Origin of the sequence: Streptomyces sp. RB17 (assembly GCF_009604455.1) — a bacterium.
In the GTDB taxonomy this organism is placed as follows: domain Bacteria; phylum Actinomycetota; class Actinomycetes; order Streptomycetales; family Streptomycetaceae; genus Streptomyces.
In genome coordinates, this window is sequence record NZ_WEGL01000003.1 from 434,288 (window position 1) to 454,018 (window position 19,731).

At 72.0% G+C, this 19,731-nt stretch carries 20 protein-coding genes; 14 read left to right on the forward strand and 6 right to left on the reverse strand.

What is annotated here, in order from left to right; translation table 11 throughout:
* The first annotated feature begins 690 nt into the window (after positions 1–690).
* The 3 genes from SRB17_RS15645 to SRB17_RS15655 all read left to right on the forward strand — a co-directional run bounded on the left by SRB17_RS15645 (position 691) and on the right by SRB17_RS15655 (position 4,185).
* Positions 691–2,322, forward strand: a complete 1,632-nt coding sequence (locus tag SRB17_RS15645) for a phospho-sugar mutase (RefSeq protein WP_323375609.1) — start codon at positions 691–693, stop codon at positions 2,320–2,322.
* 450 nt (positions 2,323–2,772) lie between these two features.
* Positions 2,773–3,321 carry a hypothetical protein gene (locus tag SRB17_RS15650; RefSeq protein WP_153538998.1) on the forward strand — a complete coding sequence of 183 codons (549 nt, stop codon included), beginning with the start codon at positions 2,773–2,775 and terminating at the stop codon, positions 3,319–3,321.
* Positions 3,322–3,696: 375 nt separating this feature from the next.
* Positions 3,697–4,185, forward strand: coding sequence for a hypothetical protein (locus tag SRB17_RS15655; protein ID WP_153539000.1), 489 nt, complete (start codon positions 3,697–3,699; stop codon positions 4,183–4,185).
* 60 nt (positions 4,186–4,245) lie between these two features.
* On the opposite strand, the gene SRB17_RS15660 is transcribed toward SRB17_RS15655, so the two are convergent.
* Positions 4,246–4,944, reverse strand: coding sequence for a PH domain-containing protein (locus SRB17_RS15660; RefSeq protein ID WP_153539002.1), 699 nt, complete (start codon positions 4,942–4,944; stop codon positions 4,246–4,248).
* A 135-nt stretch (positions 4,945–5,079) separates the two neighbouring features.
* Between SRB17_RS15660 and deoC the strand changes: the two genes are divergently transcribed.
* The 3 genes from deoC to SRB17_RS15675 are packed head-to-tail and all read left to right on the forward strand — an operon-like array spanning position 5,080 to position 8,353.
* The gene (gene deoC / locus SRB17_RS15665; RefSeq protein WP_153539764.1) at positions 5,080–6,039 is read left to right on the forward strand and encodes a deoxyribose-phosphate aldolase; all 960 of its coding nucleotides are present in this window, start codon (positions 5,080–5,082) and stop codon (positions 6,037–6,039) included.
* Between the two features lie 6 nt (positions 6,040–6,045).
* Entirely contained in the window at positions 6,046–7,476 is a 1,431-nt protein-coding gene (locus tag SRB17_RS15670; protein WP_153539004.1) for an aldehyde dehydrogenase family protein, read from the forward strand.
* Positions 7,469–8,353: an aldehyde dehydrogenase family protein gene (locus SRB17_RS15675; RefSeq protein ID WP_153539006.1), complete on the forward strand. Its 885-nt coding sequence runs from the start codon at positions 7,469–7,471 to the stop codon at positions 8,351–8,353. Before SRB17_RS15670 ends, SRB17_RS15675 begins: the two co-directional genes overlap by 8 nt.
* Before the next feature lie 78 nt (positions 8,354–8,431).
* On the opposite strand, the gene SRB17_RS15680 is transcribed toward SRB17_RS15675, so the two are convergent.
* Complete coding sequence (locus SRB17_RS15680; protein ID WP_153539008.1) at positions 8,432–8,815, reverse strand: hypothetical protein; 384 nt, start codon at positions 8,813–8,815, stop codon at positions 8,432–8,434.
* A 158-nt stretch (positions 8,816–8,973) separates the two neighbouring features.
* On the opposite strand from SRB17_RS15680, the gene SRB17_RS15685 reads away from it, so the two are divergent.
* Entirely contained in the window at positions 8,974–9,576 is a 603-nt protein-coding gene (locus SRB17_RS15685) for a uridine kinase (protein ID WP_323375814.1), read from the forward strand.
* 157 nt (positions 9,577–9,733) lie between these two features.
* Here SRB17_RS15685 and SRB17_RS15690 read toward each other — a convergent pair whose 3' ends face one another.
* Entirely contained in the window at positions 9,734–10,474 is a 741-nt protein-coding gene (locus tag SRB17_RS15690) for a SigE family RNA polymerase sigma factor (RefSeq protein ID WP_153539010.1), read from the reverse strand.
* Positions 10,475–10,715: 241 nt separating this feature from the next.
* On the opposite strand from SRB17_RS15690, the gene afsQ1 reads away from it, so the two are divergent.
* The 5 genes from afsQ1 (at position 10,716) to SRB17_RS15715 (ending at position 14,699) form a co-directional block, all read left to right on the forward strand.
* A complete protein-coding gene (gene afsQ1 / locus SRB17_RS15695; RefSeq protein WP_067041772.1) occupies positions 10,716–11,393 on the forward strand; it encodes a two-component system response regulator AfsQ1 in 678 nt (225 codons plus the stop codon).
* Positions 11,390–12,994 (forward strand): HAMP domain-containing sensor histidine kinase, encoded by a 1,605-nt coding sequence (locus SRB17_RS15700; protein WP_323375611.1) that lies wholly within the window; start codon positions 11,390–11,392, stop codon positions 12,992–12,994. Before afsQ1 ends, SRB17_RS15700 begins: the two co-directional genes overlap by 4 nt.
* On the forward strand, positions 12,994–13,611 hold the full coding sequence (locus SRB17_RS15705; protein WP_194294020.1) for a hypothetical protein: 618 nt from the start codon (positions 12,994–12,996) through the stop codon (positions 13,609–13,611). The genes SRB17_RS15700 and SRB17_RS15705 overlap by 1 nt, the downstream gene beginning before the upstream one ends.
* Positions 13,612–13,822: 211 nt before the next feature.
* Positions 13,823–14,386, forward strand: a complete 564-nt coding sequence (locus SRB17_RS15710; RefSeq protein WP_323375613.1) for a VanZ family protein — start codon at positions 13,823–13,825, stop codon at positions 14,384–14,386.
* A 112-nt stretch (positions 14,387–14,498) separates the two neighbouring features.
* Positions 14,499–14,699: a PspC domain-containing protein gene (locus SRB17_RS15715; protein ID WP_153539014.1), complete on the forward strand. Its 201-nt coding sequence runs from the start codon at positions 14,499–14,501 to the stop codon at positions 14,697–14,699.
* A 102-nt stretch (positions 14,700–14,801) separates the two neighbouring features.
* On the opposite strand, the gene SRB17_RS15720 is transcribed toward SRB17_RS15715, so the two are convergent.
* Both SRB17_RS15720 and SRB17_RS15725 read right to left on the reverse strand, forming a co-directional pair.
* Entirely contained in the window at positions 14,802–15,158 is a 357-nt protein-coding gene (locus SRB17_RS15720) for an ATP-binding protein (protein WP_153539016.1), read from the reverse strand.
* A 147-nt stretch (positions 15,159–15,305) separates the two neighbouring features.
* Positions 15,306–16,469 (reverse strand): adenosine deaminase, encoded by a 1,164-nt coding sequence (locus tag SRB17_RS15725; protein ID WP_153539018.1) that lies wholly within the window; start codon positions 16,467–16,469, stop codon positions 15,306–15,308.
* 123 nt (positions 16,470–16,592) lie between these two features.
* On the opposite strand from SRB17_RS15725, the gene SRB17_RS15730 reads away from it, so the two are divergent.
* Positions 16,593–17,354 carry an alpha/beta hydrolase gene (locus SRB17_RS15730; RefSeq protein ID WP_153539021.1) on the forward strand — a complete coding sequence of 254 codons (762 nt, stop codon included), beginning with the start codon at positions 16,593–16,595 and terminating at the stop codon, positions 17,352–17,354.
* Between the two features lie 22 nt (positions 17,355–17,376).
* On the opposite strand, the gene SRB17_RS15735 is transcribed toward SRB17_RS15730, so the two are convergent.
* Positions 17,377–18,339, reverse strand: coding sequence for a LysR family transcriptional regulator (locus tag SRB17_RS15735; protein WP_153539023.1), 963 nt, complete (start codon positions 18,337–18,339; stop codon positions 17,377–17,379).
* 63 nt (positions 18,340–18,402) lie between these two features.
* Here SRB17_RS15735 and SRB17_RS15740 point away from each other — a divergent pair, with 63 nt between their 5' ends.
* Positions 18,403–19,704 (forward strand): MFS transporter, encoded by a 1,302-nt coding sequence (locus SRB17_RS15740; protein ID WP_153539025.1) that lies wholly within the window; start codon positions 18,403–18,405, stop codon positions 19,702–19,704.
* Positions 19,705–19,731: the final 27 nt, after the last annotated feature.

Consider the following 19,731-nt stretch of genomic DNA (forward strand, 5'->3'; position numbering starts at 1 on the left):
GGCGGAGCAGACGCCGGGGCGGAGCAGACGCCGAAGCGACGCGGATGCCGAGGCGGCACGGTGCCGGGGCGGGATGGTGTCGTGTCGACGCGGATGCCGGCTCGATGCGGGTGCCGGGGCGGCATGGTGCCGGGGCGGCATGGTGTCGTGTCCACGAGGATGCCGTGTCGATGCGGGTGCCGGGGCGGCGCAAACGCCGAAGCCGCACGGTGCCGGGGCGACGCGGTGCCGGGGCGACGCGGTGCCGGGTCGACACGGATGCCGGCTCGATGCGGGTGCCGGGAGCGGCGCAGACGCCGACGCGGCACGGATGCCGACGCGGCACGGATGCCGAGTCGGCACGGATGCCGAGTCGGCACGGACGCCGAGTCGGCACGGACGCCGAGTCGGCGCGGTGCCAAGTCGGCGCGGTGCCAAGTCGGCGCGGTGCCGAGGCGGCGCGGGCACCAAGGCGGCGCGGTGTCGGAGGCGGCGCGGTGTCGGAGGCGGTGCGGTGTCGGAGGCGGTGCGGTGTCGGAGGTGGCGCGGATGCCAAAGCGGCGCCGGGTGGGGCGCGATGGTGTCGGATGGTGGGGCAAGTCCCTGTCGCCCACCCTCCAGCCGACCGAGTCGGGTGGGTGGGTGGGCGAACGGGGGTCTGGGGGCGGAGCCCCCAGTGGACCAGGCAAACACGGAGAGGTTGACCCCAAGGTGCACGACGATCTCATCAGCAGGGCCAAGGCTTGGCTCGCCGAGGACCCCGACGCGGAGACCCGTGACGAACTCGCCAAGCTGATCGACGCCGGTGACACAGCGGAGCTGTCCGCCCGCTTCAGCGGCACCCTCCAGTTCGGCACCGCCGGCCTGCGCGGCGAACTCGGCGCCGGCCCGATGCGCATGAACCGCAGCGTCGTCATCAGGGCGGCCGCCGGCCTCGCCGCGTACCTGAAGAAGAACGGCCACGCCGGTGGACTCGTGGTCATCGGCTACGACGCCCGCCACAAGTCTGCCGACTTCGCCCGCGACACCGCCGCCGTGATGACCGGCGCCGGCCTGCGCGCGGCCGTACTCCCCCGCCCGCTGCCCACCCCGGTCCTGGCGTACGCCATACGGCATCTCGGCGCGGTCGCGGGCGTGGAGGTCACCGCCAGCCACAACCCGCCCCGGGACAACGGCTACAAGGTCTACCTCGGCGACGGCTCCCAGATCGTCCCGCCCGCCGACGCGGAGATCGCCGCCGAGATCGACGCGATCGCGAGCCTGCACGACGTCCCCCGCCCCGACGCCGGCTGGGAGACCCTGGACGACTCGGTCCTCGACGCCTACCTGGCCCGTACGGACGCCGTCCTGGCCGCCGGCTCCCCCCGCACGGCCCGCACGGTCTACACCGCGATGCACGGCGTCGGCAAGGACGTCCTGCTGGCCGCCTTCGCCCGGGCCGGCTTCCCGGAGCCGGTGCTGGTCGCCGAGCAGGCCGACCCCGACCCGGACTTCCCGACGGTCGCGTTCCCGAACCCGGAGGAGCCGGGCGCGATGGACCTGGCGTTCGCCCGGGCCCGTACGACCGGCCCGGACCTGATCATCGCCAACGACCCCGACGCCGACCGCTGCGCCGTGGCCGTCAGGGACGGCGCGGACTGGCGCATGCTGCGCGGCGACGAGGTCGGCGCCCTGCTCGGCGCCCACCTGGTCCGCCGGGGCGCGACCGGCGTGTTCGCCGAGTCGATCGTCTCCTCCTCCCTCCTCGGCCGGATCGCCGAGAAGGCGAACCTGCCCTTCGAGGAGACGCTGACCGGCTTCAAGTGGATCGCCCGCGTGGACGGCCTGCGCTACGGCTACGAGGAGGCCCTCGGCTACTGCGTGGACCCCGAGGGCGTGCGCGACAAGGACGGCATCACGGCCGCACTGCTGATCACGGAGCTGGCCTCCGTCCTCAAGGAGGAGGGCCGTACCCTCCTCGACCTCCTCGACGACCTCGCCGTGGAGCACGGGCTGCACGCCACCGACCAGCTGTCGGTCCGTGTGCAGGACCTCTCGCTCATCGCGGACGCGATGCGCCGCCTGCGCGAGCAGCCGCCGACCGAACTGGCGGGCCTGGCCATCACCGGCGCCGAGGACCTGACCCGGGGCACCGACAGGCTCCCGCCCACGGACGGCCTGCGCTACACCCTCGACGGCGCCCGCGTGATCGTCCGCCCGAGCGGCACCGAGCCGAAGCTGAAGTGCTACCTGGAGGTCGTCGTACCGGTCGCGGACCACACGGCCCTCCCGGCCGCCCGCGCCCGCGCGACGGAGCTCCTCACCGCGATCAAGCGCGACCTGTCGGCTGCCGCCGGCATCTGACCCGTACGACACCGATGGGGTGCCCCCGGCCCGGGGGGCACCCCATGTCGTCGTCCCCTCAACTCGCCGCAGCGGAACCGCCGTTCCTCCCTGGCACCGCGGTCGCGCCCGCCGCGGCCGACGGCACCGGGGCGGCGCACTCTCTAGCACGCCTCGCCCCTGACGGCCGCGGCGACACGCTGCGGCGCGCGGCGACACACTGCGACACGACGGAAGTGAGTGCGCGTCAGAAGATCCGTCAAAAGGGTTAATAGTCGGTCAATCTTCTTTTATGTTCGGCCACTTGATGGGCCATCGACGCCTCCGGGGAGCGGTGCATGGCGTCAAAAATACCCCTATCGGCCCTCCGTACCGGTCTTCCTATATGACCGATATGACTGGTGTGGGTACTTTTACTGCCAAGCCGGCTGACGGGCCGGTATCTCTGAAACCGGAGACAGGAGAAGCGACATGAAGCTCCCCCGTTCCACCGTCGTCACCGCTGGTGTCGCGGCCGCCTCTGCCTTGGCCGCGACCGGAATCACCTACGCCTCGGCGGCCTCCGCCCCGGCGCCCCAGTCGGCCCCTGCACCCCAGTCCGCTCCGGCCGCTCCCGTCGAGGCTCCCTTCGGCGGCAACGCCGGGCCGGGCAAGGGCAACGAGGGTGGCGGGCGCAGGGGTGGCGGCCACGAGGACTGGGGCCGGATCGAGATCAACGAGCGCTCGTACTCCGCCCACCCCGGTGACTGCATCACCGTGATCAGCGGCCTGGGCGCCCGGACACTGAACATCCGCAACGACAGCCGCAAGACCGTCGAGGTCTTCCGCGGGGTGGTCTGCGACAACGGCGCTCCCATCGCCACCGTCGGGTCCCACAGCTCCGCGGAAGGCGTGCGCGTCGGGCACGTCGAAGGCATCCACATCAAGGACGGTGTGGTGGCCAGCTTCCGCGTGGTCCGGCACTGGGACGGGGACGGGGACTGGGGCGGGCACGGCGACGGGGACTGGGACTGGAACTAGTCCCGCGTCGAGTGCACCCGTGGTGCTCCGGCCTGCCGGAATCGGGCCGGAGCCCCAGTTCCCGCAGCCATTGTCCGACGGCCCGCGCCCCGGGCGCATCCCGCCCGGGCCGGGCACCCGGCGTCGTACGCCTGGTGTCCGGGGCGGCCGTCCCTGCGTTCACGGGCCGAACCGCCCGGTGCTGTCCGCCCGAGCGGCTTCCGTCGGCGCCTGTCCCGGCGCGGCGGCCGTGGGCTTCCGTCTCGTCGTTTCCCCACCGCCGAACGGGTGAGGAAGCAGCGTGACACGCATGCCGAGGGCCCCCGGTCCCTCACCTGGGCGGGATCGGGGGCCCGACCCAGGAGCATCCGTTCGCGACACTGCGGGGTGAGTGAGATGAGTGTGGACACGGTCGAGGACATCAGCGACGACACCTACGTCCTGGACCTCCTCACCATCACGCTGACCCCCGCGCTGCCGTGGCTCGGGCACCAGGTCCGCTGCGAGATGGACGGCCACCTCAAGGAGGCCGTCGACCTGACCCGGGTCAGCTGCAATGTGATCATGAAGTTCGGTCCGGTGAAGATGCTGGACCGCTGGTACCGGCTGCCCGATCTGCTGGCGCGCATGGGCGCGCGGCTGCCGGGTGACACCACGCCGCCCGCCGGGCCGTGGAAGCAGGCGTGGATCCTGCGGCTGCCCGAGGCGGTGCCGGTGGCCGAGCACCGGATCCGCCTGCGCGCGCGGACCGGGAACGGGAAGAACTTCTTCGCGCTGGACATCCCCGTGGACTTCCGCCGCCGATTCCATCCGTCCAGGACGAACGGCGGCGGAGGCTCACGCAGGTTCCACAGCCGGCGCTTCAGCTCGGTGACCCCCGGCTGACGCCGGCCTGTCCCTGCGACCGGGGTCCCGGTCGTCCACGCCAGGAGGCCCCGCGGAACCTCACCCGGTGACCAGCAGGATCAGCAGCAACACCGCACCCGCCAGCGCGGGCACGATCACCTCGTACGCCCAGCGCACGGTGACCTCCCCCTGCGCCGACTCCGCCTCGCCGCGCCGCTCCAGCAGGTCCCGCAGATCGTCCATGACCTGGTCGGTCTCCGCACGGGTCGGCCCCGACGCGGTGCCGGCACCGCCACCGGCTCCGAAGCCACCCATGCCGCCGAAGCCGAGGCCGCGCCGTGTCTGCTCCCCGCCCCGCGCCGCCTCCGCCGCCGCCCGCGACTTGCGCATCTCCGCCTTCTTGCGGGCCCGCAGCGAGACGGGAACCGACCACAGCTGGTACTTGCCGCCGGACTTCGCGACGACCTCGTTGGAGTAGCCGGAGCGCAGCGCGGCGACCTGCCCCCAGGGCAGGCTGATCACCCGGAACGGGTTGCGCACCCGCAGCCGGTCGTCGCCCGCGAAGACCGCCGGACGGAGTGTGAAGGCGGTCACCAGCGGCACGATGAGGATCATCGCGGCGAGCGCCAGCCACGGCGTGCGGCCATGGCCCTTGAACAGCGCGTCGAAGCCGAGCCACCCGACGACGAGCAGCAGCAGCACGCCGCCCAGGAGTGCCATGGGCGAGCGGTAGATCCGGTCCTTGGCGGTGGGGACCGGGGGCTGTGACGCGGGAGACTGGTGGTCCGGGGTGGTCATGGGCCCAGTCTGCATGACACCGGCGGCACTGCCGCCACGCGCCCCGGAACCGGCGCTCAGCTGTGATCTCCGGGCGGGAGGGGAGCACGGGGGCTGTACAGCCGCTACGCGCGTAGATATGCTCGTCTGGTGACCATGCCCACCACTGCACCCACAGCACACGCTCTCGCTGACGTCACCGCGTCCGACAGCACGCTGCGCCGCTTCCTGCACGGGCTGCCCGGCGTCGACGCGGTCGGCCTGGAGGCGCGCGCCGCGTCCCTCGGCACCCGTTCCATCAAGACCACCGCGAAGGCGTACGCCATCGACCTCGCCATCTCGATGGTCGACCTGACGACGCTGGAAGGCGCGGACACCCCGGGCAAGGTCCGGGCGCTCGGTGCCAAGGCGGTCCATCCGGACCCGACGGACCGGACGGCCCCCACCACCGCGGCCGTCTGCGTCTACCCCGACATGGTGGCCGTCGCCAAGGAGGCCGTCGCCGGCTCCGGCGTCAAGGTCGCCTCGGTCGCCACCGCGTTCCCGGCCGGCCGTGCCGCCCTCGACGTGAAGCTGGCCGACGTCCGCGACGCCGTCGCCGCCGGCGCCGACGAGATCGACATGGTCATCGACCGGGGCGCGTTCCTCGCCGGCAAGTACCTGAAGGTGTACGACGAGATCGTCGCCGTGAAGGAGGCCTGCGGCGACTCCGCCCGCCTGAAGGTCATCTTCGAGACCGGCGAGCTGTCGACGTACGACAACATCCGCCGCGCCTCCTGGCTCGGCATGCTCGCGGGCGCCGACTTCATCAAGACCTCGACCGGCAAGGTGGCGGTCAACGCGACCCCCGCCAACACCCTCCTCATGCTGGAGGCCGTACGGGACTTCCGCGCCCAGACCGGCGTCCAGGTCGGCGTGAAGCCGGCCGGCGGCATCCGCACCTCCAAGGACGCCGTCAAGTTCCTGGTCCTGGTCAACGAGACCGCGGGCGAGGACTGGCTGGACAACCACTGGTTCCGCTTCGGCGCCTCCTCGCTGCTGAACGACCTGCTGATGCAGCGTCAGAAGCTGGCCACCGGCCGCTACTCCGGCCCCGACTACGTGACGGTGGACTGATCGATCATGGTTTTCGAGTACGCACCGGCGCCCGAGTCCCGCTCGGTCGTCGACATCGCCCCCTCCTACGGCCTGTTCATCGACGGCGAGTTCACGGACGCGGCCGACGGCAAGGTCTTCAAGACGGTCAGCCCCAGCACGGAAGAGGTGCTCTCGGAGGTCGCCCAGGCCGGCGCCGAGGACGTCGACCGGGCCGTCAAGGCCGCCCGCAAGGCCTTCGAGAAGTGGTCGGCGCTGCCCGGCTCCGAGCGCGCGAAGCACCTGTTCCGCATCGCCCGGATCATCCAGGAGCGCAGCCGTGAGCTGGCCGTCCTGGAGACGCTGGACAACGGCAAGCCGATCCGGGAGACGCGGGACGCCGACCTGCCCCTGGTGGCGGCCCACTTCTTCTACTACGCGGGCTGGGCCGACAAGCTCGACCACGCCGGCTTCGGCGCGAACCCGCGGCCCCTCGGCGTGGCCGGCCAGGTCATCCCGTGGAACTTCCCGCTGCTGATGCTGGCCTGGAAGATCGCCCCGGCGCTGGCGACCGGCAACACGGTGGTACTCAAGCCCGCCGAGACCACGCCCCTGTCGGCCCTGTTCTTCGCGGACATCTGCCGCCAGGCCGGCCTGCCCAAGGGTGTCGTCAACATCCTGCCGGGCTACGGCGACGCGGGCGCCGCGCTCGTCGCGCACCCGGACGTGAACAAGGTCGCCTTCACCGGCTCGACGGCCGTGGGCAAGGAGATCGCGCGGACCGTCGCCGGCACGCGCAAGAAGCTCACCCTCGAACTGGGCGGCAAGGGCGCCAACATCGTCTTCGACGACGCGCCGATCGACCAGGCCGTCGAGGGCATCGTCACCGGCATCTTCTTCAACCAGGGCCAGGTCTGCTGCGCGGGCAGCCGTCTGCTGGTGCAGGAGTCGATCCAGGACGAGCTGCTGGACTCCCTCAAGCGCAGGCTCTCCACCCTCCGCCTCGGCGACCCGCTGGACAAGAACACCGACATCGGAGCGATCAACTCCGCCGAGCAGCTGGCCCGGATCACCGCGCTGGCCGAGCGGGGCGAGGCGGAGGGCGCCGAACGCTGGTCCCCGGCCTGCGAACTGCCCGCCTCCGGCTACTGGTTCGCCCCGACGCTCTTCACGAACGTCACCCAGGCGCACACCATCGCCCGCGACGAGATCTTCGGCCCGGTGCTGTCGGTCCTCACCTTCCGCACGCCGGACGAGGCGGTCGCCAAGGCGAACAACACCCAGTACGGCCTGTCGGCGGGCATCTGGACCGAGAAGGGCTCCCGCATCCTGGCGGTCGCGAACAAGCTCCGCGCGGGCGTGATCTGGTCCAACACGTTCAACAAGTTCGACCCGACCTCGCCGTTCGGCGGTTACAAGGAGTCGGGCTTCGGCCGCGAGGGCGGCCGCCACGGCCTGGAGGCGTACCTCGATGTCTGACCGTTTGAGTGTCTTCAAGACCTACAAGCTGTACGTCGGCGGGAAGTTCCCGCGTTCCGAGAGCGGCCGGGTGTACGAGGTGACCGACGCAAAGGGCAACTGGCTGGCCAACGCACCGCAGTCGAGCCGTAAGGACGCCCGGGACGCGGTCGTGGCCGCGCGCAAGGCGTTCGGCGGCTGGTCCGGTGCGACGGCGTACAACCGCGGCCAGGTCCTCTACCGCGTCGCGGAGATGCTGGAGGGCCGTCGCGAGCAGTTCGTGCGCGAGGTGGCCGACGCGGAGGGCCTGTCCAAGTCGAAGGCGGCGGCCGTCGTCGACGCGGCCATCGACCGCTGGGTCTGGTATGCCGGCTGGACCGACAAGATCGCCCAGGTGATCGGCGGCGCGAACCCGGTCGCGGGGCCGTTCTTCAACCTCTCCTCGCCGGAGCCGACGGGTGTGGTGGCCGTCCTGGCCCCGCAGGAGTCGTCGTTCCTGGGCCTGGTCTCGGTGCTCGCGCCCGTGATCGCCACCGGCAACACGGCGGTCGTGATCGCGAGCGAGAAGTCCCCGCTTCCGGCCCTGTCCCTGGCCGAGGTGCTGGCCACGTCGGACGTCCCGGGCGGTGTGGTGAACATCCTCTCCGGCCGTACGGCGGAGCTCGCGGCGCCGCTGGCCGCGCACCAGGACGTCAACGCGATCGATCTCGCCGGTGCGGACGAGGAGTTGGCGAAGGAGCTGGAGATCGCGGCGGCCGACAACCTGAAGCGGGTCCTTCGTCCACAGGCTGTGGACCACGTCGAGACGCCGGGCATCGACCGGATGACGGCGTTCCTGGAGACCAAGACGGTGTGGCATCCGACGGGGGCGCTGGGCGCGTCCGGCTCGTCGTACTGACGGCCTGACGGCCACGACGGCCGAGAGCCGCGCCGCCCCTCCGTCCAGGGGCGGCGCGGCTCTCTCGTCCGCCTGCGGTCAGCCCTGGCCTCCGCCTCCGCCGCCGAACACTCCCCCGAGCCCTTCCGCCAACGGGACCGCGCCGACCGGTCCCATCCGGGCGACCGGTCCGGTCAGGCCGCCGAGGTCGCCCTCGTCCCCCGGCACGACACGGGTGTGGGCGACGGGCGTGTACTGGAGGGCCTGGACCGGGATGGCGGCGTAGTCGGTGAGCCCCGGCACCTGGGCGCCGGCCTGCGGGGCCGCCGTCCCGAGCGAGGCGGGCCGCGGAGGCACGTCCGGGACGCGAGCGGCGTCCGCGGACGCCGTCGCCACGCCCGCACCCAGCGCTGCCGAGGCGGTCGCGAGGACGATCAGGGCGCGCCGCGCGGTGTGGTTGCGGGGGGACGTGTGTCGTGTCATACGGGGTCACCTTCTGATACTCAGGGTGAAACTGTCGACACCGAGGGTAGTTGAGGCGGGAGTCACGCTCAAAAGCCGACCCGCGGGGTCGGCAGGGGCGCCGCCATACGTCAAACTGGTGTTCCGTGAGCATTCATCCCCCGTCCCCCGCCCGCGTCGTGCTGCTGTGCGGCCCCTCGGGCTCGGGCAAGTCACTCGTCGCCGCCCGCTCCGGGCTCCCCGTCCTGCGTCTGGACGACTTCTACAAGGAGGGTGACGACCCGACTCTGCCCTTGGTGGAGGGGAGTTCGGACATCGACTGGGACCATCCCGAGTCGTGGGACGCGGATGTCGCCGTCGCGGCCATCACCCGGCTGTGCGCCACCGGTTCGACGCCGGTGCCGGTGTACGACATCGCGCTGAGCGCCCGCACCGGCGAGGAGACGCTGCACATCGGGCGCACCCCGCTGTTCGTCGCGGAGGGCATCTTCGCGGCGGAGATCGTCGAACGCTGCCGGGAGCTGGGCGTGCTCGCGGACGCGATGTGTCTGACCCGCGGCCCGGTCGTCACCTTCCGCCGACGGTTCCTGCGGGATCTGAAGGAGGGCCGGAAGTCGGTGCCGTTCCTGCTGCGCCGCGGCTGGCGGTTGATGCGCGCCGAGCGGTCGATCGTGACCCGCCAGGTGTCGCTGGGCGCGCATCCGTGCGACCGCGACGAGGCGCTGGGGCGGCTCGCGGCGGCAGCGGCGGGACGGCAGTCGCGTCAGCAGACGGCGGCCTGATCACCGTACGGGGAAGGAAACGAAAAACGGGACTGGACAGGCCCCCCGACCCTCCAGTCCCGCTTCTCGCGCTCCCCCGTTTCCCCCGTTTCCCCCGTGTCCCCCTCCGTTTTCCCCCGTGTCCCCCCGTGGGTCACCCACCGGTGACCCCTGGCCCTCAGGCGACCAGCTCGCCGAAGGCGTCCTCCTCGTCACGGCCGAAGCTGAGGACCTCGTCCTCGCGCAGCCGGCGCAGCGAGCGCCAGATGCTGGACTTCACCGTGCCGACGCTGATGTCGAGGATCTCCGCGATCTCCGGGTCCGTACGGCCCTCGTAGTAGCGCAGGACCAGCATGGTGCGCTGGAGTTCGGGCAGCCGGGCCAGCGCCTGCCACAGGACCGCGCGCAGCTCGGTGCCGCGCATCGCGTCCGTGTCGGTGGGCGTCTCCGGCAGTTCCTCGGTCGGGTACTCGTTGAGCTTGCGGCGCCGCCAGGCGCTGATGTGCAGGTTGGTCATGGTGCGGCGGAGGTATCCGCCGACGGCGGCCTTGTCACTGATCCGGTCCCACGCCTTGTACGTCGAGAACAGCGCGCTCTGCAGCAGGTCCTCGGCCTCGAAGCGGTCGCCGGTCAGGTGGTAGGCGGTGGCGTACAGGGAGGCGCGGCGCTCCTGGACGTAGGCGGTGAACTCCGCCTCCGTCAGGGAACGGCGCTGCTCCCCCGAGTCCTCCCCGTACGCGGATCCCCCGTGCGTGTCCCCCGTGTGTGCGTCGACCACCGTCATGTACGTGGTGTGCTGACGCCCGGCGCCGCGAGCGCACCCCCGCCCGCTCACGGCACCGGACTTCTCGGAACCCCGGTGCATGTCGTGCAGACGCGTGACTACGGCGCTGGTGCTGATGCTGTGCAGCGTGTTCATCTCGCGCTCCCCGTGGTGGACTTCCGGTGGTTCGGTCTCGCCGGGCCGGCTCTCGGCTCCCCGTCCGGCCCGTGACCAAAAGACTGCCGGGGCGACTTCATCGCCGTGTCCGCCGACTGTCACAGACCTGTCACAGGGGTCCGGGCGGGCGTCGTCACAGGAAGTGCACAGATGGTGGCGGTAGGGAAGGCCCGGTGTCGGCGGGTCGTACGACAGCCCGTCCATGGGCCAGAATGAGCCCGTGCCTTCCCTGTTGCTGATCGAGGACGACGACGCCATCCGCACGGCCCTGGAGCTCTCCCTGACGCGCCAGGGCCACCGGGTGGCGACCGCTGCCAGCGGTGAGGACGGTCTGAAGCTGCTGCGCGAGCAGCGGCCGGACCTGATCGTGCTGGACGTGATGCTGCCCGGCATCGACGGTTTCGAGGTGTGCCGTCGCATCCGGCGCACCGACCAGCTGCCGATCATCCTGCTGACCGCGCGCAGTGACGACATCGACGTGGTGGTCGGACTGGAGTCCGGCGCCGACGACTATGTCGTCAAGCCGGTCCAGGGCCGGGTGCTGGACGCCCGGATCCGGGCCGTGCTGCGGCGCGGGGAGCGCGAGTCCAGCGACTCGGCGACGTTCGGCAACCTCGTCATCGACCGGTCGGCGATGACCGTGACGAAGAACGGCGAGGATCTGCAGCTGACCCCGACCGAGCTCCGGCTGCTGCTGGAGCTGAGCCGGCGGCCCGGCCAGGCGCTGTCCCGGCAGCAGCTGCTGCGGCTGGTGTGGGAGCACGACTACCTCGGTGACTCGCGGCTCGTGGACGCCTGTGTGCAGCGGCTGCGCGCGAAGGTCGAGGACGTGCCCTCGTCCCCGACGCTGATCCGTACCGTCCGTGGTGTCGGCTACCGCCTGGACACGCCTCAGTGACCGACACGCAAGGGGGGCTGCGCGGCTGGGCCGCGGGGCGCAGGGGAAATCTGTCGCGGCTGAGGTTCACCAGCCTCAGGCTGCGCCTGGTCGTGGTCTTCGCGCTGGTGGCTCTGACGGCCGCCGTCTCGGCGTCCGGCATCGCCTACTGGCTGAACCGGGAGGCGGTGCTCACCCGCGCCCAGGACGCGGTGCTGCGCGACTTCCGGCAGGAGATGCAGAACCGCGCGGGCGCCCTGCCGGCCCACCCCACCCAGGACGAACTGCAGCGCGCGGCGGGCCAGATGGCCGCGAGCAGCCAGCACTTCAGCGTGCTGCTGGTCGCCCAGGACGCCGACGGCAAGACCGTGTACGGCAACTCGGGCGGCATCAACGGCTTCTCGCTGGAGGACGTGCCCAGGTCGCTGCGCACGGCGGTGAACAAGCAGCAGGCGGTGACCGACTCCAACAAGGAGCCGTACCACCTGTACTGGCAGCGGGTCGTGGACCACGGCACGCCGTATCTGGTGGCCGGTTCGCGGGTGATCGGCGGCGGGCCCACGGGTTACATGGCCAAGTCGCTGGGGCCGGAGGCGAAGGACCTCAACTCGCTGGCCTGGTCGCTGGGCATCGCCACCGGGCTCGCGCTGATCGGCGCCGCGCTGCTCGCGCAGGCCGCCGCCACGACCGTGCTGAAGCCGGTGCACCGGCTGGGGGTCGCCGCCCGGCGGCTGGGCGAGGGCAGGCTGGACACGCGGCTGCGGGTGTCGGGGACCGACGAACTCGCCGATCTGTCCCGGACGTTCAACAACGCCGCCGAGGCGCTGGAGCAGCGGGTCGCGGAGATGGCCGCGCGGGACGAGGCGTCCCGCCGGTTCGTGGCCGACATGTCGCACGAGCTGCGGACGCCGCTGACCGCCATCACCGCCGTGACGGAGGTGCTGGAGGAGGAGCTGGAGGCCGAGTCCGGATCCATGGATCCGATGATCGAGCCCGCGGTCCGGCTGGTGGTGAGCGAGACCCGGCGCCTGAACGACCTGGTCGAGAACCTGATGGAGGTCACCCGCTTCGACGCGGGCACCGCCCGGCTGGTCCTGGACGACGTCGACCTCGCCGACCAGATCACCGCCTGCATCGACGCCCGCGCCTGGCTCGACGCGGTCGACCTGGACGCCGAGCGCGGCATCCACGCCCGTCTCGACCCGCGCCGGCTGGACGTCATCCTCGCCAACCTGATCGGCAACGCGCTCAAGCACGGCGGGTCGCCGGTGCGGGTGTCGGTGCGCATAGACGGCGAGGACCTGGTCATCGCGGTGCGTGACCACGGGCCGGGGATCCCCGAGGACGTGCTCCCGCACGTCTTCGACCGCTTCTTCAAGGCGAGCGCCTCCCGGCCGCGCTCCGAGGGCAGCGGGCTGGGCCTGTCCATCGCCATGGAGAACGCCCATATCCACGGCGGTGAGATCACCGCCGCCAACTCGCCCGAAGGCGGCGCGGTGTTCACCCTGCGGCTGCCACGGGACGCCTCCCGGCTGACGGAGGAGACCGACGAGGGCACAAAGACCGACAAGGACGCTTCCGGGAACTCCGGAAGCCCGGGAAGTTCAGGGAAGGAGGGGTGATGTCCGTACGACGCCTGACCGTGCGACGCCTGCTGGCGCTGCCCCTCCTCGGCCTGCTGCTGTCCGGCTGCGGCATCCGGGCCACCCAGGTGCCGACCGACTTCGGGGCGGCGCCGTCCCGGGTGCCGTGCTCGCTGGCCGGGCCCGACCTGGCCACGCAGTCCCCGCAGGGCGTGCCCGTGCAGGTCTTCCTGCTGTGCGGGGCGTCCCTGGTGGCCGTCGACCGGACGGTGCGCGTCCCCGAGGGCACCCCGGACGCGTGGCGCCGCGTGATCGTGGCACAGGGGCTGCTGGACCAGCTCGCCGCGTCCCCGTCCGCCGCGGAGCGCTCCGCGGGCTACACGACGTACGTGCCGGGCGGCCTCACCGTGCGCGGGCCCGGCCCGAAGGACCCCGAGGACACGCTCCACCTGAGCACGGCACCGTCCCGGCTCACCTCCTACGCCCTCGCCCAGCTGGTGTGCACCCTCTCCGACTCGGCGGCGACAGAAGGCGACGGCTCGGTCGTCCTCGGCGGCCCGGACAACGGTCCCCTGCGCCGCTACGCATGCACGGACGACGTCCGCGACCGCCCCGGCAGCGTGGAGCCGCCGTCGAGCGAGGTGGCGAGCCGGTAAGCGGGTGCGCGCCCATGGGTCCGCGGGGCGGTAGCGCCCCGAAGGGCGCGGGGAACTGCGCGAGCAGCCACGACGGACCAGCACTCCGCGACGGACAGGACCCCTACGGCGAATCCGCTTCGGCAGCGGAGCGCAACCGCTTCCACCGCGCAGGGCAACCGGAGGGTTGCGGGGCGGAACCGATCGGCACCGCCGCTGCGTCTTGGGGATCGTGCAGCGTCAAGGCTCCATCGGCGGCAGCGCCGCGATCCGTATCCGGGTGACAGGGGGTGTCCTCCTCGTCGTCCACCTCGCCCTCGTCGCCTGGCTGATGCTGCGGCCCCTGGACGTCCCCTGGGTCACACCCCCCAACCTGCACCCCTTCGCCGGCATCCGGGCCGACCTGGCCCTGGGCTGGCCGGAGGCCGCCAGACCCATCGGCGAGGGCCTGGCCCTGCTCGCCCCGCTGGGCGTGCTGCTGCCGATGGCACACGGCAGGCTCACCGCCTCCCCGGTCGCCTCGCTGATCCGTACGACAGCCGCGGGCGCCCTGATCTCCCTCGGCATCGCCCTGCTGCAGACCGGTGTGCCCGGCCGGGTCGTGGACGTCGACTCGCTGCTGCTGAACGCCACCGGCGTCGCGCTGGCCCACCTGGCCGTCGTACCGGCGGGCCGCGCCTGGCTGCGCCGCCAAAAGGCGCGGCCGGACGCCGGGGCGGAGCCGCCCGTCACCGTGCAGGAGGAGCTGTCTCAGGGGCGTACCCCGACGATTCCCAGGGTCGGGATCGCCCCGTAGAGCGACGCTTCGCCCGCTTCGTCTGCCTACCGTGGAAGACAGTCGAGGGACGCCATCGGGGCGGCCCCGACCCCGGCTCGCCGAGCGAGCCGACGACCACGGAGGAGTCGCCATGTCCGCCCTTGCCCGCCCCACCCACGGCCGCATGATCGGCGGAGTGTGCGCCGCACTGGCACGGCGCTTCGGCACCTCCGCGACGACGATGCGGGTGATCTTCCTGCTGTCCTGCCTGCTGCCCGGCCCTCAGTTCCTGCTCTACATAGCGCTGTGGATCCTGCTGCCGGCCGAGGACAAGACGCGTACCGCCTGGTGACCGCTGTAACGCCGTGATGCCGTGTCCGCCGTACGCGGAACGCCGTCGGGGCGCCCCCGGACCTGACCGGGGCGCCCCGACGGCGTCGTACGGCAGCCGGTGTCAGCCGAGCGCGATCCCGTTCACCGGCAGGCCGTGCACGGGCGCGCCCTGTACGGGCAGTCCGCCGATGCGGCTGTGCAGGGGCCCGGTCGGCCCGCCGTGCAGCGCGTTCTCGACGGCCGGCTGCGTGGCGGCCATGCCGGCGCCCAGGGCGTCCTGGCCCCGGCTGAGGGCGTCGGCGGCAGCCGGCTGGGCCATGCCCGCGTCCCCGGCCGGCAGCGTCCTGCTGACGGTGTCCAGCGCCGGGGCGGTGTCCGGTAGGGCCGGGACCGCCGCGTTGGCCGCGCCCGCACCGACGGCGGCGAAAGCGGCACCGAGGGCGGCGACACCGAGAGTCCTGACGGCAGAGTGCTTCATGGTGAATGCGTCCTTGAAGTAGGGGACGGAGAACAAAAACGATGAACGGTCCTCGACCGTAAACACGCCCGATCGCCCGCCGCAAACACCGAAATGCGGACGGGTTGTGAACCGCCTTTCACAACCCGCCCGCCCGCCGGGCCGCCGTTATCCCGCCGAACCGGCAGATCCGCTGGTGGAGGCCGTCTGCCGGAACAGCCATTCGGATTTCAGCTCCGCATATCCGGGCTTGACGACGTCATTGATCATCGCGAGGCGTTCATCGAAAGGAATGAACGCTGATTTCATTGCGTTGACCGAGAACCACTGCAGGTCGTCGAGCGTGTAACCGAACGCCTCGACGAGATGCTCGAATTCCTGGCTCATGCTGGTGTGCGACATCAGCCGGTTGTCGGTGTTCACGGTCGCCCGGAAGTGCAGCCGGCGCAGCAGCCCGATCGGGTGCTCGGCGTAGGAGGGCGCCGCCCCGGTCTGCAGGTTGGAGCTGGGGCACAGTTCCAGCGGGATCCGCTTGTCGCGGACGTACGACGCCAGCCGGCCGAGCGTGACCGAGCCGTCCTCGTGGACCTCGATGTCGTCGATGATCCGCACGCCGTGCCCGAGCCGGTCGGCACCGCACCACTGCAGCGCCTGCCAGATGGACGGCAGCCCGAAGGCCTCGCCGGCGTGGATGGTGAAGTGGTTGTTCTCGCGCTTGAGGTACTCGAAGGCGTCCAGGTGCCGGGTGGGCGGGTAGCCGGCCTCGGCGCCCGCGATGTCGAAGCCGACGACTCCGGAGTCCCGGTAGCGGTTGGCGAGTTCGGCGATCTCCAGGGAGCGCGCGGCGTGCCGCATGGCGGTCAGCAGGGCGCCGACCCGGATCCGCCGGCCGTTCTCCCGGGCGAGCCGCTCACCCTGCCGGAACCCCTCGTTGACCGCCTCGACCACCTCCTCCAGGGTCAGCCCGCGCTCCAGGTGCTGCTCGGGGGCGTACCGCACCTCGGCGTAGACGACCCCGTCCTCCGCGAGGTCCTCGGCGCACTCGCGGGCGACCCGGACGAGCGCCTTCCGCGTCTGCAGCACGCCGACGGTGTGTCTGAAGGTCTCCAGATACCGTTCCAGCGAGCCGGAGTCGGCGGCCTCGTGGAACCAGATGCCCAGCTTGTCCGGATCGGTCTCGGGAAGCTCCGAGTAACCCGTCTCCCGGGCGAGTTCGACGACGGTTCCGGGGCGGAGCCCGCCGTCGAGATGATCGTGCAGCAGAACCTTGGGCGCCCGGCGGATCTGGTCCGGCGTCGGAACGGCCCCACTTGGTGCAGTCTGGCTCGTCATTTCCGCACTGTAACGCCTACGCGCGTAGAGGGCCGGGAATCGACGACATCGCTTTTCCGTCGATATGCAAAGGTGACCCCACGTACGGGTTTCGTACACCGCTCCTTCTGACACTGTTCTGCCATGGGACAGCAAGCGACGCCGGCCCGAACGGCCAGGCTGGGAAGGGCAGTCGGCCAGGAGCCGACGGCGGTGTGCGCAGCGGTGGTGCTGCTCCCCGGCGGGGAGGAGGTCTCCGACCGCGAACCATCCCTCGTCCGGGGGGCGACCGCCCTGCGCTCGCTGGGCCGGCGGATCGCCCGCGCGGGGCGGGAGGAGGGGCTGGCTGTCCACGCCCTCCACTACCGGTACCGGGGCTGGAACGGCAGCGAGGCCCACCTCGCGAGGGACGCGGAGTGGGCGGCCGACGAGGTCGTACGACGGTACGGCGACGTTCCCGTGTGCCTGGTCGGAGTGGACATGGGGGGACGGGCGGCGCTGCGGGCGGGCGGGCACGAGGCCGTCAACTCCGTTGTCGCGCTGGCTCCCTGGCTGCCGGAGGACGACGTCGCCGCGCCTGCCGAGCCGGTGAAGCAGCTCGTGGGGCGGCGGGTGCTGATCGTGCACGGCACGAACGACGAGCGGACCGATCCCGAGCTGTCGTTCCGGTTCGCGGCGCGGGCGAAGAAGGTGAACCGGGAGGTGTGCCGGTTCGAGGTGCATTCCGACGGGCATCGGCTGCACGGGTACCGGGACGAAGTGGCCTGGCTGGCCGTGGATTTCATGATGGGGGCGCTGTTCGGGCACTCCGTGTCCCGCCCTGTCGAGGATGCGCTTGCGGCTCCGCCGCCGATCGGGCTTCGGATGCCGTTGGCCGCGGGATTCGGTAAGTCGTTGAGGCGGTAGAGGCCCTCTGGGCCGGCGCCGCTCAGGCCGGCAGCAAGTTGCCCCTTCTCGAGAGCAGGAACTTCTTGAAGGCGGCTACTGGCGGGGTGTCGGGGCGGTCCGCCAGCCAGGCGACGCCGATCTCGCGGACCGCCCTCGGGGCGGTGACCGTCAGTTCCACGACCCCTGGCCTGGGGACGGTCGGCGGTGGCAGGAGGGCGACCCCCAGCCCAGCGGCCACCAGACCCCGCAGGGTCTCCGCCTCCTCGCCGTCGAAGGCGACCCTCGGGCGGAAGCCGGCCTCGCGGCACAGGGCGTCGAAGATGCGGCGCAGGCCGTAGCCGGGCTCCAGGGTGACCCAGGATTCGTCGGCCGCCTCGGCGAGGCGGACGCGGCGGCGGCCGGCCAGGCGGTGGTCGGCGGGGACGACCAGACGGAGTTTCTGCTCGTCCAGGCGGCGGGCGACCAGATCGGGGGCGTCGGGCACGGGCGAGGTGAGGCAGAGGTCCAGTTCGCCGGCGCGCAGGCCCTCCAGCATGGCCTCGCCGTAGTTCTGGACCAGGCTGAAGCGGACGCGCGGGTGGTCCTCGCGGAAGGCGTGCAGCAGGCCGGGGACCGTCTCGGCGCCCATGGTGTGCAGGAAGCCGAAGGCCACCTTGCCGGTGGCCGGGTCGGCGTCGGCGCGTACCTCCTCGGCGGCCCGCTCGATCTCGGCAAGGGCGCGTTCGACGGAGGTGAGGAAGGTACGGCCGGCGGGGGTCAGGGAGACCGTGCGGCCGTGCCGGGCGAACAGGTCGACGCCCAGGTCCTGCTCCAGGCGGGCCATCGCACGGGAGAGGGTGGACTGCGGGACGTTCATCTCCTGGGCGGCCCGGGTGACGTGCTCGGTGCGGGCCACACCGGCGAAGTACGCGAGGCGGGGAGCGATCACCCGTGACATCGCGGACATGTCTTCTGTGTCACTGTTCGGTGACAGACGAGGCTGTGAGCTCTGCTGATGCGGCATGGGAACGATTATGGCGATTCCATGCATTGGACGGATGAGACAGGCCCTACCTACGGTCGAGACATGTCTCCCGCCAGTACCGGGGCGTCCACCACCGTGGGCGCCGCACCGACCGTCTCCGACGCCTCCGCCTCCGACACCGCCGCCTCCGACTCCCGTATGACTCCGGGCGGGCCCGGCTACCGCCGGATGAGCCTCGCCCTCTTCCTCGCCGGAGTCGCGACCTTCGCCCTTCTGTACTCCACGCAGGCCCTGCTGCCACTGATCTCCGGCGAGTTCGGGGTCGCGGCGAGCGAGGCGAGCTGGACCGTGGCGGCCGCGACCGGCGGACTGGCCCTGTTCGTCCTGCCGATGAGCGCGCTCTCCGAGCGTTTCGGCCGCCGTACGATGATGACGGCCTCGCTCGCCGTGGCGGTGACCGTGGGGCTGCTGGTGCCGTTCGCGCCGTCGCTCGGCGCGCTGGTGGTGCTGCGCGCGGTGCAGGGCGCGGCGCTGGCCGGTCTGCCGGCCTCCGCGCAGGCCTACCTGGCCGAGGAGGTCCGGCCGAAGGCACTGGTCACGGCGATCGGCCTGTTCGTCGCGGGCAACAGCGTGGGCGGCATGAGCGGGCGGGTGATCACGGGCTGGGTGGCCCAGGAGTGGGGCTGGCGGGTCGCGGTCGGCGTGATCGGCGTGATCGCGGTGGCCTGCGCGATCGCCTTCCGGCTGCTGCTGCCGACGCCGAGGCACTTCACGGCGGGCTCGCTGCGGCCCCGCATCCTGCTCGGCACGGTCCGCGACCACCTCGCGAACCCGCTGCTGCGGCGCCTGTACGCGATCGGCGCGCTGTTCATGACCGTGTTCGGCGGTGTGTACACGGTGATCGGCTACCGGCTGACGGGCGCACCGTTCGGGCTGCCGCAGGGCATCATCGGCTCGATCTTCCTGGTCTACCTGGTGGGTACCGTGTCGGCGTCCACGGCGGGCCGGCTGGTGGGCCGGCTCGGCCGCCGCGGCGCGCTGTACCTGGCGGGCGGGACGACGGCGGCCGGGCTCCTGCTCTCGCTGGCCCCCTCACTCCCCCTGGTCCTGCTCGGCCTGGTGCTGATCACGGCGGGCTTCTTCGCGGGCCACGCGGTCGCCTCCTCGGCGGTCAGCAAGACGGCCACACAGGGCCGCGCCCAGGCCTCCGCCCTGTACCAGTCCATGTACTACATCGGCTCGAGCGCCGGCAGCACGGTCGGTGCGCTGGCCTTCCACACGGACGGCTGGAGCGGCACGGTCGGTGTCGGCCTGCTCGCGGTCGTCGGCGTCGTGACGATCACCGTGCTGGGCACGCGGGCGGCCCGGGTGGCGGCCCGGCGGGAGCTGGTCGCGGCGCACTGACCTCGTGGCTGAACCCCCTGCTCGGGG

Bases quoted from the DNA above. Each gene is read 5' to 3' on its own strand.
- SRB17_RS15650 (WP_153538998.1), top strand. From the start codon at position 2,773: ATGAAGCTCCCCCGTTCCACCGTCGTCACCGCTGGTGTCGCGGCCGCC.
- SRB17_RS15680 (WP_153539008.1), bottom strand. From the start codon at position 8,815: ATGACACGACACACGTCCCCCCGCAACCACACCGCGCGGCGCGCCCTG.
- SRB17_RS15720 (WP_153539016.1), bottom strand. From the start codon at position 15,158: ATGAAGCACTCTGCCGTCAGGACTCTCGGTGTCGCCGCCCTCGGTGCC.
- SRB17_RS15670 (WP_153539004.1), top strand. From the start codon at position 6,046: ATGGTTTTCGAGTACGCACCGGCGCCCGAGTCCCGCTCGGTCGTCGAC.
- SRB17_RS15725 (WP_153539018.1), bottom strand. From the start codon at position 16,469: ATGACGAGCCAGACTGCACCAAGTGGGGCCGTTCCGACGCCGGACCAG.
- deoC (WP_153539764.1), top strand. From the start codon at position 5,080: ATGCCCACCACTGCACCCACAGCACACGCTCTCGCTGACGTCACCGCG.
- SRB17_RS15655 (WP_153539000.1), top strand. From the start codon at position 3,697: ATGAGTGTGGACACGGTCGAGGACATCAGCGACGACACCTACGTCCTG.
- SRB17_RS15675 (WP_153539006.1), top strand. From the start codon at position 7,469: ATGTCTGACCGTTTGAGTGTCTTCAAGACCTACAAGCTGTACGTCGGC.
- SRB17_RS15740 (WP_153539025.1), top strand. From the start codon at position 18,403: ATGTCTCCCGCCAGTACCGGGGCGTCCACCACCGTGGGCGCCGCACCG.
- SRB17_RS15690 (WP_153539010.1), bottom strand. From the start codon at position 10,474: ATGAACACGCTGCACAGCATCAGCACCAGCGCCGTAGTCACGCGTCTG.
- SRB17_RS15735 (WP_153539023.1), bottom strand. From the start codon at position 18,339: ATGCCGCATCAGCAGAGCTCACAGCCTCGTCTGTCACCGAACAGTGAC.
- SRB17_RS15705 (WP_194294020.1), top strand. From the start codon at position 12,994: ATGTCCGTACGACGCCTGACCGTGCGACGCCTGCTGGCGCTGCCCCTC.
- SRB17_RS15715 (WP_153539014.1), top strand. From the start codon at position 14,499: ATGTCCGCCCTTGCCCGCCCCACCCACGGCCGCATGATCGGCGGAGTG.
- SRB17_RS15660 (WP_153539002.1), bottom strand. From the start codon at position 4,944: ATGACCACCCCGGACCACCAGTCTCCCGCGTCACAGCCCCCGGTCCCC.
- SRB17_RS15730 (WP_153539021.1), top strand. From the start codon at position 16,593: ATGGGACAGCAAGCGACGCCGGCCCGAACGGCCAGGCTGGGAAGGGCA.